16 protein-coding genes and 1 riboswitch are annotated in these 14,718 nt (G+C 71.5%); of the genes, 10 read left to right on the top strand and 6 right to left on the bottom strand.

The annotated features are described in order from the left end of the window. Positions 1-49 precede the first annotated feature (49 nt). On the top strand, positions 50-2,005 hold the full coding sequence (locus tag ACFULQ_RS03985; RefSeq protein ID WP_383537776.1) for a ricin-type beta-trefoil lectin domain protein: 1,956 nt from the start codon (positions 50-52) through the stop codon (positions 2,003-2,005). 1 nt (position 2,006) lies between these two features. Here the strand turns inward: ACFULQ_RS03985 and ACFULQ_RS03980 are convergent, their stop codons facing one another. Together ACFULQ_RS03980 and ACFULQ_RS03975 are read right to left on the bottom strand one after the other, a co-directional pair. Continuing rightward, the gene (locus tag ACFULQ_RS03980; protein ID WP_383537773.1) at positions 2,007-2,849 is read right to left on the bottom strand and encodes a bifunctional 5,10-methylenetetrahydrofolate dehydrogenase/5,10-methenyltetrahydrofolate cyclohydrolase; all 843 of its coding nucleotides are present in this window, start codon (positions 2,847-2,849) and stop codon (positions 2,007-2,009) included. A 22-nt stretch (positions 2,850-2,871) separates the two neighbouring features. Then, positions 2,872-2,954: riboswitch (ZMP/ZTP riboswitch) on the bottom strand. A 28-nt stretch (positions 2,955-2,982) separates the two neighbouring features. After that, positions 2,983-3,852, bottom strand: coding sequence for a hypothetical protein (locus ACFULQ_RS03975; protein ID WP_383537770.1), 870 nt, complete (start codon positions 3,850-3,852; stop codon positions 2,983-2,985). Positions 3,853-3,913: 61 nt separating this feature from the next. Between ACFULQ_RS03975 and ACFULQ_RS03970 the strand changes: the two genes are divergently transcribed. Continuing rightward, positions 3,914-4,456 (top strand): MarR family winged helix-turn-helix transcriptional regulator, encoded by a 543-nt coding sequence (locus ACFULQ_RS03970; RefSeq protein WP_383537767.1) that lies wholly within the window; start codon positions 3,914-3,916, stop codon positions 4,454-4,456. Between the two features lie 26 nt (positions 4,457-4,482). Here ACFULQ_RS03970 and ACFULQ_RS03965 read toward each other — a convergent pair whose 3' ends face one another. Continuing rightward, positions 4,483-4,848 carry a nuclear transport factor 2 family protein gene (locus tag ACFULQ_RS03965; protein ID WP_383537764.1) on the bottom strand — a complete coding sequence of 122 codons (366 nt, stop codon included), beginning with the start codon at positions 4,846-4,848 and terminating at the stop codon, positions 4,483-4,485. Positions 4,849-5,022: 174 nt separating this feature from the next. Here ACFULQ_RS03965 and ACFULQ_RS03960 point away from each other — a divergent pair, with 174 nt between their 5' ends. Further along, positions 5,023-5,316, top strand: coding sequence for a hypothetical protein (locus tag ACFULQ_RS03960; RefSeq protein WP_383537761.1), 294 nt, complete (start codon positions 5,023-5,025; stop codon positions 5,314-5,316). Between the two features lie 100 nt (positions 5,317-5,416). Here the strand turns inward: ACFULQ_RS03960 and ACFULQ_RS03955 are convergent, their stop codons facing one another. Together ACFULQ_RS03955 and ACFULQ_RS03950 are read right to left on the bottom strand one after the other, a co-directional pair. Next, positions 5,417-7,171: an ABC transporter ATP-binding protein gene (locus ACFULQ_RS03955; RefSeq protein WP_383537758.1), complete on the bottom strand. Its 1,755-nt coding sequence runs from the start codon at positions 7,169-7,171 to the stop codon at positions 5,417-5,419. A 120-nt stretch (positions 7,172-7,291) separates the two neighbouring features. After that, positions 7,292-8,410: an FAD-dependent oxidoreductase gene (locus ACFULQ_RS03950; protein WP_383537755.1), complete on the bottom strand. Its 1,119-nt coding sequence runs from the start codon at positions 8,408-8,410 to the stop codon at positions 7,292-7,294. Between the two features lie 53 nt (positions 8,411-8,463). On the opposite strand from ACFULQ_RS03950, the gene ACFULQ_RS03945 reads away from it, so the two are divergent. The 5 genes from ACFULQ_RS03945 to ACFULQ_RS03925 all read left to right on the top strand — a co-directional run bounded on the left by ACFULQ_RS03945 (position 8,464) and on the right by ACFULQ_RS03925 (position 12,417). Next, complete coding sequence (locus ACFULQ_RS03945; protein ID WP_383537753.1) at positions 8,464-9,150, top strand: TetR/AcrR family transcriptional regulator; 687 nt, start codon at positions 8,464-8,466, stop codon at positions 9,148-9,150. Between the two features lie 177 nt (positions 9,151-9,327). Beyond that, the gene (locus tag ACFULQ_RS03940) at positions 9,328-10,413 is read left to right on the top strand and encodes an S-(hydroxymethyl)mycothiol dehydrogenase (RefSeq protein WP_383537751.1); all 1,086 of its coding nucleotides are present in this window, start codon (positions 9,328-9,330) and stop codon (positions 10,411-10,413) included. Continuing rightward, positions 10,413-11,042 carry an MBL fold metallo-hydrolase gene (locus tag ACFULQ_RS03935; protein WP_383537748.1) on the top strand — a complete coding sequence of 210 codons (630 nt, stop codon included), beginning with the start codon at positions 10,413-10,415 and terminating at the stop codon, positions 11,040-11,042. The genes ACFULQ_RS03940 and ACFULQ_RS03935 overlap by 1 nt, the downstream gene beginning before the upstream one ends. Then, positions 11,032-11,406, top strand: coding sequence for a DUF4180 domain-containing protein (locus ACFULQ_RS03930; protein WP_383537745.1), 375 nt, complete (start codon positions 11,032-11,034; stop codon positions 11,404-11,406). Before ACFULQ_RS03935 ends, ACFULQ_RS03930 begins: the two co-directional genes overlap by 11 nt. A gap of 96 nt (positions 11,407-11,502) precedes the next feature. Further along, positions 11,503-12,417 carry an SDR family oxidoreductase gene (locus ACFULQ_RS03925; protein WP_383537742.1) on the top strand — a complete coding sequence of 305 codons (915 nt, stop codon included), beginning with the start codon at positions 11,503-11,505 and terminating at the stop codon, positions 12,415-12,417. 1 nt (position 12,418) lies between these two features. Here the strand turns inward: ACFULQ_RS03925 and ACFULQ_RS03920 are convergent, their stop codons facing one another. Further along, positions 12,419-12,955, bottom strand: a complete 537-nt coding sequence (locus tag ACFULQ_RS03920) for a hypothetical protein (protein ID WP_383537739.1) — start codon at positions 12,953-12,955, stop codon at positions 12,419-12,421. Between the two features lie 49 nt (positions 12,956-13,004). Between ACFULQ_RS03920 and ACFULQ_RS03915 the strand changes: the two genes are divergently transcribed. After that, positions 13,005-13,802 (top strand): SDR family NAD(P)-dependent oxidoreductase, encoded by a 798-nt coding sequence (locus tag ACFULQ_RS03915; protein WP_383537737.1) that lies wholly within the window; start codon positions 13,005-13,007, stop codon positions 13,800-13,802. A gap of 126 nt (positions 13,803-13,928) precedes the next feature. Next, the gene (locus ACFULQ_RS03910; RefSeq protein WP_383537735.1) at positions 13,929-14,624 is read left to right on the top strand and encodes a L,D-transpeptidase family protein; all 696 of its coding nucleotides are present in this window, start codon (positions 13,929-13,931) and stop codon (positions 14,622-14,624) included. Positions 14,625-14,718 lie beyond the last annotated feature (94 nt).

Below are 14,718 nucleotides of genomic sequence, written 5' to 3'. Positions count from 1 at the left end.
CGATATACCGGTCGGATTCTGGTGTTCCCCCACCACTGGAAGGAGCCGCATGATCCCCCCGCCCCGCAGTGCCCGCAGACGTCTCCGGGCCGGCGCCGTCCGCGCCCTCGTCCTCGCGCTGGCCGCCGCCGCCGCGCTGCTCTTCGTCCGGCCGACCCCGGCCGAGGCCGCGACGAGCCGTCAGATACCGGTGCCCGCCGCCCCCATGGGCTGGGCGTCCTGGAACAGCTTCGCCGCCGCGATCGACTACGACGTCATCAAGGCGCAGGTCGACGCGTTCGTGGCGGCGGGTCTGCCGGCGGCCGGCTACCAGTACATCAACATCGACGAGGGCTGGTGGCAGGGCACCCGGGACAGCGCGGGGAACATCACCGTCGACGAGTCCGAGTGGCCCGGCGGGATGAAGGCCATCGCGGACTACATCCACAGCAAGGGCCTCAAGGCCGGCATCTACACCGACGCGGGCAAGGACGGCTGCGGCTACTACTACCCGACGGGCCGCCCCGCCGCCCCCGGCTCCGGCAGCGAGGGCCACTACGACCAGGACATGCTCCAGTTCTCCCAGTGGGGCTTCGACTTCGTGAAGGTCGACTGGTGCGGCGGTGACGCGGAGGGACTCGACGCGGCGACGACGTACAGGTCGATCAGCGACGCGGTGGCCAGGGCGACGGCCACCACCGGGCGTCCGCTGACCCTGTCGATCTGCAACTGGGGCTACCAGAACACCTGGAACTGGGCTCCCGGCCTCGCGCCGATGTACCGGACCAGCACCGACATCATCTACTGGGGCAACAACCCCTCGACGGCGAACATGCTGTCCAACTTCGACCAGGGCCTGCACCCGCTCGCCCAGCACACCGGCTTCCACAACGACCCCGACATGCTGATGGTAGGCATGACCGGCTTCACCGCCGCCCAGAACCGCACCCACATGAACCTCTGGGCGATCTCCGGCGCCCCGCTGCTGGCCGGGAACAACCTGGCCGGCATGAGCACCGAGACGGCGAACATCCTCAAGAACCCCGAGGTCATCGCCGTCGACCAGGACCCGCGCGGCCTCCAGGGCGTCAAGGTCGCCGAGGACATCACAGGACTCCAGGTCTACGGCAAGGTCCTGTCCGGCAGCGGCAACCGTGCCGTCGTCCTCCTCAACCGCACCTCCGCCGCCCAGAACATCACCGTCCGCTGGTCCGACCTGGGCCTGACCAACGCCGGCGCGACCGTCCGCGACATGTGGGCGCGCTCCGACCTCGGCTCCTACGGCACGGGTTACACCACCAGTGTCCCGGCGGGCGGTTCGGTGCTGCTCACGGTGACCGGCGGGACCGAGCAGTCGGCCACGACCTACACCGGCACGGCGGCCTTCTCGGGAGTGGCCGCCGCAAGCACCGGCATCAAGACCATCGACGTGGCGTACACCAACAACACCACCGGCGCGGTCACCGGGACGCTGAGGGTCAACGGCCAGAACTCCACGGCGGTCTCCTTCCCGCCGACCGGCTCCTCCCAGGGCACCGTCTCGGTCCAGGTCGGCCTGTCCAAGGGCTCCGCGAACACGCTGACCTTCACGAACGCGCCCACGCTCGCCGACATCACGGTCCGCCCGCTGCCCGGCGCCAACAGCACCCTCGCCGTCGGCACCGGCTCCGGCCGCTGCCTCGACCTCTACGACAACACGATCACCAACGGCACCCAAGCCGAACTCTGGGACTGCAACGGCGGCCAGAACCAGCAGTGGACGTACACCTCCCGCAAGGAACTCGTGGTGTACGGCAACAAGTGCCTGGACGCCTACAACCTCGGCACCACCAACGGCACCAAGGTCGTCATCTGGGACTGCAACGGCCAGAACAACCAGAAGTGGAACGTGAACAGCGACGGCAGCCTGACCAACGTCAACGCCGGTCTCTGCCTGGACGCCTACGGCGCGGGCACGTCCAACGGCACCAGGACGGTGCTGTGGACGTGCAACGGCCAGTCCAACCAGAAGTGGACGCTGAACTGAACTAGCCCTGCCGGGCGGCGGCTCGGACGGTCTGCTCCAGCAGCGTGGCGATGGTCATCGGACCGACGCCGCCCGGCACCGGCGTGATCAGCGAGGCCCGCTCCACCGCGGAGTCGAAGTCGACGTCACCCACGTTCCCCGCGTTGTACCCGGCGTCGATCACCACCGCGCCCGGCTTGATGTCCTGGCCCCGGATCAGCCGGGGCCGGCCCACCGCGGCGACCACGATGTCCGCCTCCCGCACGGCCGCCGACAGATCGGCCGTGCGGGAGTGGCAGTAGGTCACCGTGGCGTCCCGGGCCAGCAGCAGCATGCCGGCCGGCTTGCCGAGGATGGCGCTGCGGCCCACGACCACGGCCCGCTTGCCGGCCGGGTCGACGTCGTACTCGTCGAGCAGCCGCATGATCCCGCCGGGCGTGCACGACACGAAGCCCGGCAGGCCGAAGCTCATCGTCGCGAAGGAGGCGAAGGTGACCCCGTCGACGTCCTTCTCCGGAGCGATCGCCTCGAACGCGGCCCGCTCGTCGATGTGCGCGCCCATCGGATGCTGGAGCAGGATGCCGTGCACGCTCGGGTCGGCCGACAACTCCCGCAGGGTGCCGACGAGTTCCTCGGTGGTGGTCGCCGCGGGCAGCTCCACGTGGCGGGATGCGATACCGGCCGTGCGGCAGCGGTTCTGCTTCATCCGGACGTAGGTGACGGAGGCCGGGTCCGCGCCGACCAGAACCGTCGCGAGACAGGGTGCCTGTCCCGTGCGCTCGGTGAGGTCGGCCGCCTTCTTGGCGGTGTCCTCGACGATGCGCCGGGCGAGCGCGGTGCCGTCCATGATGCGGGCCTGAGACATGATCCACTCCTGGGTCGATCGTGGGAATCGCCCAGGCGCACGGCATCAGGAGTGCGGACCGCTCCCCGGTGGTGCTCCACCTCAGCGCCAGTCACGGCCCGCCACCAGGGTAACCGAGGGGGGCGTACGGCGGTCAGGCGCCGTTCTGTGCGGGAGGCGCCGCCGTCGGATCCACCCCGTCCAGGAACCCCGTCGTCTGGGCGTGCAGCCGGTCCGCGCCGATCGCCCCGGCCCAGCGGGCGACCTCCCGGGCCAGCGCCCGCGCCCCGGCCTCGTCGCCGGTGTCCCGGGCCAGGACCGCCAGCAGCAGCTGCTGGGAGAGGACGCCGGGGACCAGGCCCGCCCGCGCCCCGAGGACGGTGGCCCGCTCCCAGCACTCCACGGCACGCTCGTGGTCGCCGGCGTCGTGAGCGTGGTCGCCGAGGTGGCGCAGGGCCTCGCGGGACAGGAGGTCGTCGCCGTTCGCGTCGCCCGTATCGCCCCCGCTGCCCCCGCTGCCCGCGTGCAGGGCGTCCTCGTAGTGCGCGGACGCGGCGGAGCGCTCGGCGAAGAGGTTCTCGATGGTCAGCCCGAGGTACATCGAGGCCCAGCCCCGCCGCACCTCGTCGGGGGCGCTGTCCCGCAGCTGGTGCGCGGTACGGCGGATCGCGGCCAGGGCCTCGGGATCCTTGCCCTCGGGGCCGGGGCGGAACACGCCCGCACGGACCGACTGGCAGCGGTAGTCGTGCCGTAGCCGGATGAAGCCCAGGTCCCAGTCCGCGTCCGGCGCCTCCTTCTCGGCCCGGTCCGCGCGGGCGGCCGTGAGCTCCGTGCCGGCGAACCAGTCGCTCAGCAGGGCGACTTCGGCGGCGGCCAGGGCGAGCCGGGCGCGGTCGTCGGGGATGGCGCAGTCCGTCGTGTCCAGCAGGCCCAGCGCCCGCTCCCATCGGCCGGCCAGAGCCAACTCATGTGCGGCGGCGAGGAGTTGGTCGAGATCCACGGTGGTGCTCGCGGTGTGCGTCATGACAGGGGAAGGTAGTCAGACAAAAAACCATCCACAAGAAAACTATTGCAGGGAGCGGGTAATGCGGGACTCGGTCGACCGGCACGTCGAGGTGTGGGCGCGGGAACTGGACTGGATGGACCCCGTCAAGGAGGCGATCTTCGCCCGGCTGGCCCTCCTTGCCCGGCACGCCTCCCAGGCCCGGCGCACCACCCTCGACTCGGACGGGCTGCGGCACTGGCAGTACAAGGTGCTGCTCACTCTGCGCCGGCAGGGCCCGCCGTACACCGCGAGCCCCTCGCTCCTCGCCGAGCAGCTGGGACTGACCCGGGGCGCCCTCTCGGCCCGGCTCGGGCCGCTGGAGGAGGCCGGTCTGATCACCCGGACCCACGAGGACCCCGACCGGCGACGGGTGCGGGTCCGGCTCACCGACGCCGGGCACGCCGCCTTCGCACAGCAGGTCACCGCGGAGGAGGAGGACGAGCTCGCGCTGCTCGCGGCGCTGACCCCGGCGGAGCGGCGGACGCTCGCGGACCTGCTGCGGAAACTCGTCGTGGCCGCCGAGGCGAAGCCGGGCGGCTCGGCACCGCCCGCGCGGAGAGGGTCCGGATCAGCCGGGTCGTGATCCGGACCTTCCCGGCACCTTTCTCGCTACTCGTCCCATGCCTGGATCATGGTCTGTTCGGTGATCTTGCCGTCCTTGAGGGTCAGCATCGACTCCGACAGGACGCGCACCCCGTCGGAGTACAGACAGGACTCGCTGAAGGCGACGTGATCGCCCTCCATGACACACCCTTCCATCTTGTGCGTCATGTCGCGGCTGTAGACGTCGTCGAGCATCGCGCCGATCTCGTCCTTGCCGTGCACCACCTTGGGGTGGCTGGGTTGCGTGTTGCGGTCGACGATGCGTATCTCGGCGTCGTCCGCGTAGAGCGACAGCAGATTCGCCGCCGAGTTCCCCTCGACGCCACGGCGCAGGGTCTCGCTGGTGAAGCCGGTGTTTGCGGCAGTGCCCATGGTGACCTCCTTCGAGGGCCGCGGCCCGACGAGGAACGGACCGCTCAGGGGCCTCTTCCTATGAGACTCCTCCGCCCCGGCGGTCACGGCAAGCGCAGTCCGGACGCTCCGCCTGACGGGTGAGCGGCGCCGGGCGGCCGTGTCCGCAAGCGGCCGGTGCGCGTTGCTGACAACATGATCTCAACTCGACGTATCGTCGCCGCCGTCGGTCTCGCCGTCGGCGTCACCGGTCTCGCCGCTCCCCTCGCGAACGCGGCCGACGCGGCCGCCCCGGACGCGAGCCCGCTCAGCCCGATCGCCATGCTCGACTCGCTCGCGATGAGCGACATCCCCGCGGAGCACAGGGCTCAGATGCCGAAGGTCTCCCAGCAGCTCAGCAAGGCCAACGACCTGTACCGGCTCAACGAACTGCACCAGGTCACCGACCTCGCCGCTCCCGTCACCGGGCTGGTCCCCGCGATCGAGTGACCGCTCCCGCACACACTGTTCGAGGGCCGCCCGGATCACCGGGCGGCCCTCGACGCGTCCTGTCACAGCGACCTGACTCAGCCGGCCGCGGAGACCCGGCTCAGCCGGCCGTGGCGAGGAACTGTGTCGCGGCCAGCTCCGCGTACAACGGATCCCCGGCGACCAGTTCCCGGTGCGTCCCCACCGCGCGCACCCGCCCGGCGTCCATCACGACGATCCGGTCGGCCATGGTGACCGTGGACAGCCGATGCGCGACCACCAGGACGGTCGTCGTGCGCGCGACATCGGCCACCGTGTCCCGCAGCGCCGCCTCGTTCACCGCGTCCAGCTGGGACGTGGCCTCGTCCAGCAACAGCAGCCGGGGCCGGCGCAGCAACGCCCGCGCGATCGCCACCCGTTGCCGCTCCCCGCCGGACAGCTTGGTCCCCCGATGTCCGACCAGTGTCTCCAGTCCGGCAGGCAGCCGGGACACCAGTCCGTCCAGCCGGGTCGTCTTCACCACGCGGGCGATCGCGTCCTCGTCCGCGTCGGGATTGCCCAGCAGCAGGTTCTCCCGCAGCGACCCCGACAGCACGGGCGCGTCCTGCTCCACGTACCCGATCGCGGCCCGCAGGTGCGGCAGTTCCCACTCCGCGAGATCCCGCCCGTCCAGCGTCACCACCCCGGACTCGGGATCGTAGAACCGCTCGATCAGCGAGAACACCGTCGTCTTCCCGGCTCCGGACGGCCCGACGAACGCCGTCATTCCCTGCGCGGGCACCTCGAACGTGACTCCGTGGTGGACATAGGGGAGATCGTCGGCGTACCGGAACCGGACGTCCGAGAAGGCGACCGCGGCGGGCTCCGCGCCCTCGGTGGGCAACGGCGCCGCGGGCGCGGCCGGTTCGGCGGGCAGGTGGAGCGCCTCCTGGATCCGGGCGAGGGCCGCGGCTCCCGTCTGGTACTGCGTGATCGCCCCGACGACCTGCTGGATCGGCGACATCAGGTAGAAGACGTACAGCAGGAACGCCACCAGTGTGCCGACGCCGATCGCGCCGGTGGCCACCCGCGCCCCGCCCACCGCGAGCACCGTGATGAACGCGATCTGCATCGCGAGTCCCGCCGTGTTGCCCGCGGCCGCCGCCCACTTGGCGGCCCTGACGCTCTGCCGCCAGGACTCCTCGGCGGCCGCGTGCAGGGTCTGCTCCTCGCGGTGCTCGGCGCCCGACGCCTTCACCGTGCGCAGCGCGCCGAGGATCCGCTCCAGTGAGGCGCCCATCAGGCCGACCGCGTCCTGCGCCTGCCGGCTGGCCCGGTTGATGCGCGGCACGATGACACCGAGGACGGTGCCCGCGGCCAGGATCACCGCCAGCGTGACCCCCAGCAGCACCGGGTCGACCAGCGCCATCATCACCACGGTCGCCACCAGCGTGAGCCCGCCGGTGCCCAGGCCCACGAGGGAGTCGGTGGTGACCTCGCGCAGCAGCGTGGTGTCGGAGGTGATCCTGGCCATGAGGTCGCCGGGTTCGGTGCGGTCCACGGCGGTGATGCGCAGCCGCAGCAGATACGACGACAGGGCGCGCCGCGCGCCGAGGACCACGGACTCCGCGGTGCGCCGCAGCACGTACGAACCCAGCCCGCCGACCGCCGCGTTGGCGATCACCAGCCCGCTCATGGCGAGCAACGCCCAGGTGATCGTGCGGTCGTGGGAGAGGTCCTCGATCAACTCCCGTGCCACCAGGGGCAGCAGGAGACCGGTGACCCCCGTCAGAAGCGAGAGCGCGGCACCGGCCAGCAGGGTCCAGCGGTGCGGTCGTACGTAGCCGAGGAGCAGGCGCCAGGTGGGTGGGCCGGGCGTGGTCTCGGTGGTGCTCACGGCGCTCCTTGAGGCTCGGCGGCCAAGGCCTCAAGGCTACGTCGGCGGGCCGGGTTCCCTTCGGCTGCCGTTGGGCCGGCCGCCCTTCGGCCGCCGTTGCGGGTGTTCTCGTGCCGGCGGTCAGGAGGGCTGGAGTCGGTCGAAGAGGGCGAGGGCCTCGGCGGGGTCCTGGCTCACGAGGCGTTCCAGACCGGCGGTGGTCCTCTTCGCCCATGTGCCGGCCCGCTCCCACATCCGTTCCTCGAAGGCGCGGACGGCGGCGTCCAGGTCCTCGGGGGCGGCGGCGACGGACTCGGCGAGTTCGGCGCCCTCCAGCATCGCGAGGTTGGCGCCCGCTCCCAGCGGAGGCATCAGATGGGCGGCGTCGCCCAGCAGCGTCACCCCGGGGACATGGGGCCAGGTGTGGGACACCGGCAGGGTGTGGAGCGGGCGGTGGACGAAAGCCGTGCCGCGGCGGAGGAGGTCCAGGACCGGCGCGGCCCAGCCGTCGAACAGAGCGAGCAGGCTCGCGCGCACGGCCTCGACGTCGGCCAGGTCCAGGTGGGCGTGCCAGTCCAGCGGCGCGCGGAACTTGGCGTACACCTTCACATGGCCGCCGCTGTTGCGCTGGGCGGTGAGGCTTCGGTTCACGCCGTACACCGCCACCGAACCGTCGCCGATCAGCCGGGCGAGGTCGGGGTGGCGGGTGTCGATGTCGTCGAGGGAGGTCTCGACCGTCGTGACGCCGGTGTAGTGCGGCGTCGCCGGTGAGACGGCCGGGCGGACCCGGGACCAGGCGCCGTCCGCGCCGACCACGAGATCGAACGTGTCCTGCCGACCGTCCGTGCACTCGACGAGTACGCCGTCCCCCGTCCCCGGCACCACCTTTGTCACGGCCCGCCCCCACTGGACCTCGACCGGGCCGAGCAGCAGGTCACGGAGCTGCCGCCGGTCGATCTCGGGATGGGCCCGCTCGTCCGGACGGGGCCGCCAGTCGCGCAGGACGGTCCCGTCGGTGTCCAGGATGCGCATGGCCTGTCCCTCGGGGCGGGACAGCTGCCGGAACTCCGCCAGCAACCCGGCCTTGTCCAGGGCGAGTTGGCCCATCCCTTCGTGCAGGTCCAGGGAGCCGCCCGGGGGGCGTGCGTCGGGGGAGGGGTCGCGTTCGAAGAGGGCCACGGAGTGACCGTGGCGGTGCAGGACACGGGCGAAGGTGAGGCCGCCGGGACCGCTCCCGACCACGGCGATGCGATGTCTCATGTCGATACACTGTATTGAAGCTCTACGCTGTATCGCAACAGTACGATGTGGCCATGACTGTCTGGGACCGACCGGAGCCGCCGACTCGCCCCGTGCCGCTCGACCGGGAGCGGATCGTCGCCGCCGCCGTGGCGCTCGCCGACGAGGGCGGCCTGGAGGCGGTGTCGCTGCGCAAGGTCGCCGCCCGGCTGAACGCCGGCCCGATGCGGCTGTACGGCTTCATCTCCACCAAGGAAGAGCTGTTCGACCTGATGGTGGACGAGGTCCAGGCCGAGATCCTCCCCGTGGAGGAGCCCGCCGACTGGCGTGCGGCGCTGAGCGGTCTCGCCCACCGCACGAGGCGAGCCGCACTCCGTCACGAATGGCTGGCCGACCTGCTCGGCGGCCGCCCGAGCCTGGGCCCGAACGGCCTCGCCGTGGCCGAGTCCACCCTGGCCTCCCTCGACGGACTCGCCGACATCGACACCGTCATGCGCGCTGTCGAGACGGTCAGTTCCTACTTCACCGGCGCGATCAGGCGCGAGATCGCCAACCTGCGGGCCGAGCGGGCCACGGGCCTGACCAAGAGCGACTGGCAGCGCGCCTCCGGCCCCCACCTGACGAAGATGCTGGCCACAGGCCGCTTCCCGGCGCTGAGCAAGGCCGTGTACGACGGCACCCACGTGGACGCCGAGACCTCCTTCACGACCGGCCTGGACTGGGTCCTGGACGCGGTGTCCGCGAAGCTCGGCCATCCCTGACCGTTCCTGGGCGCGCACCTCGGTGCTCCAGCGGTGCCCGACCCCGTCCACCGATCGTCCCCGCCGACCGCCTCGCCTCCTGCCCCAAGCCCCCGGCCTGCGGGAATCGGTGCCGTTACTGATCAGTCACGCGTAGGGTCGGAGGGACGTACACCGGGCGACGGAAGGGGTCAGGCCATGGCGCAGGAGGTACGCGGAGTGATCGCACCCGGCAAGGACGAGCCGGTGCGGGTGGAGACGATCGTGGTGCCGGATCCGGGACCCGGGGAGGCCGTCGTACAGGTGCAGGCCTGCGGGGTCTGTCACACCGACCTGCACTACAAGCAGGGCGGGATCAACGACGACTTCCCCTTCCTGCTCGGCCATGAGGCGGCCGGCGTCGTCGAGTCGGTCGGCGAGGGGGTGACCGACGTCGCGCCCGGCGACTTCGTGATCCTCAACTGGCGTGCCGTGTGCGGCAATTGCCGGGCCTGTCTGCGTGGACGGCCCTGGTACTGCTTCAACACCCACAACGCCCGGCAGAAGATGACCCTCACCGACGGCACCGAGCTCTCGCCCGCCCTCGGCATCGGCGCGTTCGCCGAGAAGACCCTGGTGGCCGCCGGACAGTGCACCAAGGTCGACCCCTCGGTCTCCGCCGCGGTCGCCGGACTGCTGGGCTGCGGGGTGATGGCCGGCATCGGCGCCGCGATCAACACGGGCAACGTCGGGCGGGGCGACACCGTCGCCGTCATCGGCTGCGGTGGCGTCGGCGACGCGGCGATCGCCGGGTCGAACCTCGCGGGCGCGGCGCGGATCATCGCCGTGGACATCGACGACCGGAAGCTGGAGAAGGCCCGCACCATGGGCGCCACCCACACCGTCAACTCCCGCGAGAGCGACCCCGTCGAGGCGATCCGCGACCTGACCGGCGGCTTCGGCGCCGACGTCGTCATCGAGGCGGTCGGCCGCCCGGAGACGTACAAGCAGGCCTTCTACGCCCGCGACCTCGCCGGCACCGTCGTCCTCGTCGGCGTGCCCACCCCCGAGATGAAGCTGGAGCTGCCGCTGCTGGACGTCTTCGGGCGCGGCGGCGCGCTCAAGTCCTCCTGGTACGGCGACTGCCTGCCCTCCCGTGACTTCCCCATGCTGATCGACCTGCATCTGCAAGGCCGCCTGGACCTGGAGGCGTTCGTGACGGAGACCATCCAACTCGACGAGGTGGAGAAGGCGTTCGAGCGCATGCACCACGGCGACGTCCTGCGCTCGGTGGTGGTGCTCTGATGGCCGCCCGCATCGAACGCCTCGTCACCTCCGGGCAGTTCAGCCTGGACGGCGGCACCTGGGACGTCGACAACAACGTCTGGATCGTCGGCGACGACCACGAGGTGATCGTCATCGACGCCGCCCACGACGCCGACGCCATCCTCACGGCCGTGGGGGACCGCAGGCTGACCGCGATCGTCTGCACCCACGCCCACAACGACCACATCGACGCCGCGCCCGCCCTCGCCGAGCGCACCGGCGCCACGATCTGGCTGCACCCCGACGACCTGCCGCTGTGGAAGCAGACCCACCCCGACCGCGACCCCGACGCCCATCTGCGCGACGGCCAGGTCATCGAGGCCGCGGGTGCCGACCTCCAGGTCCTGCACACCCCGGGACACGCGCCCGGCGCGGTCTGCCTCTACGACCCCGGCCTCGGCACCGTCTTCACCGGGGACACCCTCTTCCAGGGCGGCCCGGGCGCCACCGGCCGCTCCTTCTCCCACTTCCCGACCATCATCGACTCGATCCGCGACCGCCTGCTGGCCCTGCCGCCCGAGACGAAGGTCCTCACCGGCCACGGCGACTCGACGACGATCGGCGCCGAGGCCCCGCACCTGCAGGAGTGGATCGACCGTGGCCACTGACGACGTCGTTCCCCTGAGCGGAGTGAACGTCCTGCACTGCGCCCCCGACGGACCGCCGCTGGACGGCGAGCGGGCCGCCCTCGACCTGATCGGCGACGCGATGGGCCGCGACGCCCAGGTGGTCGCCGTACCCGTGGCACGGGTCGCCGAGGACTTCTTCCGGCTGCGGTCGGGCGTCGCCGGCGCGGTCATACAGAAGTTCGTGACCTACCAGGTCCGGCTCGCGGTCGTCGGCGACGTCACCCGCCACACCGACGACAGCACCGCCCTGCGCGACTTCGTCCACGAGACGAACCAGGGCGGCCACATCTGGTTCCTGCCGGATCTGGCCACCCTGGACGAGAAACTCCGCGCGGCCGGGTGACGGGGTGACCGGGTGACCCGCCCGTAAATCACGACAGAGGTTGTCCGGCTTCCCCGCCATGCTCGAAGAGACATCGGGCACAACGGGAGGTCGGACATGTCACAGCCGTTGCGGGGCAAGGTCGCACTGGTCGCCGGAGCGACCCGGGGAGCCGGGCGCGGGATCGCCGTGGAACTCGGAGCGGCGGGCGCCACCGTCTACGTCACCGGACGCAGCACCAGGAACCACCGCTCCGAGTACGACCGCCCCGAGACCGTCGAGGACACCGCCGACCTCGTCACCGCGGCCGGCGGCCACGGCATCGCGGTCCCCACCGACCACCTGGACCCGGTGCGGGTCCGCGCGCTCGTCGACCGCATCGCCGACGAACAGGACCGCCTCGACGTCCTCGTCAACGACATCTGGGGCGGCGAGAAGCTCTTCGCATGGGACAGCCCGCTCTGGGAGCACGACCTCGACAACGGCCTGAGGCTGCTCCGGCTCGCGATCGACCCCCATGCGATCACCAGCCACCACGCCCTGCCCCTGCTGCTGCGCCGGCCCGGCGGCCTGGTCGTCGAGATGACCGACGGCACCGACGCCTACAACCGCGAGAACTACCGCAACACCTTCTTCTACGACCTCGCCAAGACCTCCGTCATCCGCATGGCCTTCGCCCTCGGCCACGAACTGGGTCCGCGCGGCGCCACCGCCCTCGCGCTCACCCCGGGCTGGCTGCGCTCCGAGATGATGCTCGACCACTTCGGGGTGCGGGAGGAGAACTGGCGCGACGCCCTCGACCAGGTGCCCCACTTCGCCATCTCGGAGACCCCGCGCTACGTGGGCCGCGCCGTGGCCGCGCTCGCCGCCGACCCCGACGTGTCCCGCTGGAACGGCCAGTCCCTGGACAGCGGCTCGCTCGCCCGGACCTACGGCTTCACCGACCTGGACGGCAGCCGCCCGGACGCCTGGCGGTACCTGGTCGAGGTGCAGGACGCGGGCAAGCCGGCGGACGTGTCGGGTTACCGCTAGATCAGGAGGGCCCCACGGGCGGCAGCTGCCACCGCACCGCAAGGCCCGGTGGCAGCGCCAGATCGTCGCGTACGGCGGCGTAGTAGCCGTCCCGGCCGTTGCGATGGCGCTCCAGCAGCGCTTGCCAAGCCTGCGGATCACGTGTCCCGGCGCGCAGGAACCGCTCCATCTCCAGCACCACCATGACCCAGACCCGCGCCTTCTCCACCACCTCGGGGCTCCCCAGCAGAAGCAGCGCCTCCCCGTCCGGATCCCGGGCCAGCGTGGACTCCGCCAGCAGCGGGGCGGCCTCCTGCGGGGAGAGCGGATGCGGATGGGGGTCGTTGCCGAAGTGGGCGGCCACCCGGCACGCCAGCGTGATCGTCTTCTTCAGCGTCCGCGCGTAGTCGGAGTACACGGCCAGCCGCCGCTCCTCCCAACGGGCCACCTGCTCCCGCCGGAAGCGCGCGCGGTCGCTGCGCACGACCGCCGCATAGGAACCGAGCGCGCCGATGACGACGCCTATGAGCGCGGGGAGTTGCTGCACGAACGCGGACATGGAGGAACGGTATCCGCCCAGTTGATCACCGAGGGACTACCGTCGCCCCATGACCCACACACAGCGCTTCGAAGGACACGGAGTTCTCGTCACGGGCGCCGCCCGCGGCATCGGCGCGGCCACGGCCCGTCGGCTGGCCCAGGAGGGCGCACAGGTCCTGCTGACCGACCGGGACGGGACGGTCGTGGCGGAGACGGCCGCCGGACTGCGGGAACAGGGCCTGGACGCACGGGCCCTGGCGTGCGACGTGGCCGACCGCTCGGCGGTCGAGGCGGCCGTCGCCCACGCCGTCGACACGTTCGGCTCGCTCGACGTCCTCGTCAACTGCGCCGCGCGCTGCACCCCGGACACCGCGCTCTTCGAGGACGACTCCGACGACGAGTGGGCCCGGGACCTCGACATCACCCTGGGCGGCCCCTACCGCTGCTCGCGCGCCGCCCTCCCGCACCTGGTCGCCTCCGGGCGCGGCGCGATCGTCACCATCGGTTCCGTCAACGGCCTCCAGGACTTCGGCAACCACGCCTACAGCGCGGCGAAGGCAGGCCTCGGCTCCCTGACCCGCACCCTCGCCGGGCACGCGGCCGCCCGCGGGGTCCGCGTCAACCTGGTCGCCCCGGGCACGGTCCGCACCTCCGCCTGGGAGGGGCGCGAGGACGAGCTCGCCGAGATGCGAGGCCTGTACCCCCTCGGCCGGGTCGGAGCGCCCGAGGACATCGCCGCCGCCGTCGCCTTCCTCGCCTCCCGCGACGCGGCCTGGATCACCGGCACCACCCTGGTCGTCGACGGCGGCCTCACCGCGGTCAACACCGGCTTCCACGCGACGGTCCATCCCGACCGGGGCGCCTGACCGATCCCGGGCTTTGTCACCGTTTCGTCGCAGGCAGCCCGGCCGTACAACGGGCTGGTGCTCGGACCCGTCTACCTGGTAGAGATCGCACACACGTACACAAGGGCAGGGGACAGGGGACAGGCCATGGGGGACATACGCAGACGCGGTGCCGTCGCACTCGGGATCACCGGACTCGTCGCACCGCTGACGATCGCGCTGGGCGCCGCGCCCGCGCAGGCGGCGAGCTGCACCACGCAGGCGGGCCCGTACCAGAAGCAGGTGGAGAAGTTCCTCGGCCGACCGGTCGACGGCAGGCAGTCCACCGCCGACTGCAAGGCGATCAAGGCCTTCCAGACGAAGCACGGCATCACCCCGAACATCGGCTACGCCGGATCCGTCACCTGGGGCGTGATGGACCTGATGACCAAGCAGAAGGCCGTCGGCAACCACCCCAACCGGGACGGCAAGTGCCCGACGAACAAGGGCCGCATCGCCTGCGTGAACCTCACCCTCCAGCTGAGCTGGATCCAGGACGGCGACCGGCTCGTCTACGGCCCCGTCCCGGTCCGCACCGGCCGCAACGGCTACGAGACCCGCACCGGCCTGAAGAAGATCTACTGGCGCGACAAGAACCACGTCTCGTCGATCTACAACGTGCCGATGCCCTACAGCCAGTTCTTCGACGGCGGCCAGGCCTTCCACTCGGTGAACCTCAGCATGTGGAACCCGCCCGGCTCCCACGGCTGCACCAACATGACCCCGAAGGACGCCAAGAAGTACTGGTCGCTCCTGAAGAAGGGCGACGACGTCTTCGTGTACGGCCGCAAGCCGGGCACCTGAGCGAACGCCCGCGTCCCGCCCCGCCAGGTGCGGCGGGACGGGACGCGGACTCCCCCGGGATGATGGTCCTCGACGATCAGAGCAGTACGTTCAC

It is taken from the genome of Streptomyces sp. NPDC057253 (assembly GCF_042669125.1).
Classification (GTDB): domain Bacteria; phylum Actinomycetota; class Actinomycetes; order Streptomycetales; family Streptomycetaceae; genus Streptomyces.
This window is presented reverse-complemented; position numbering and strand designations above follow the sequence as displayed.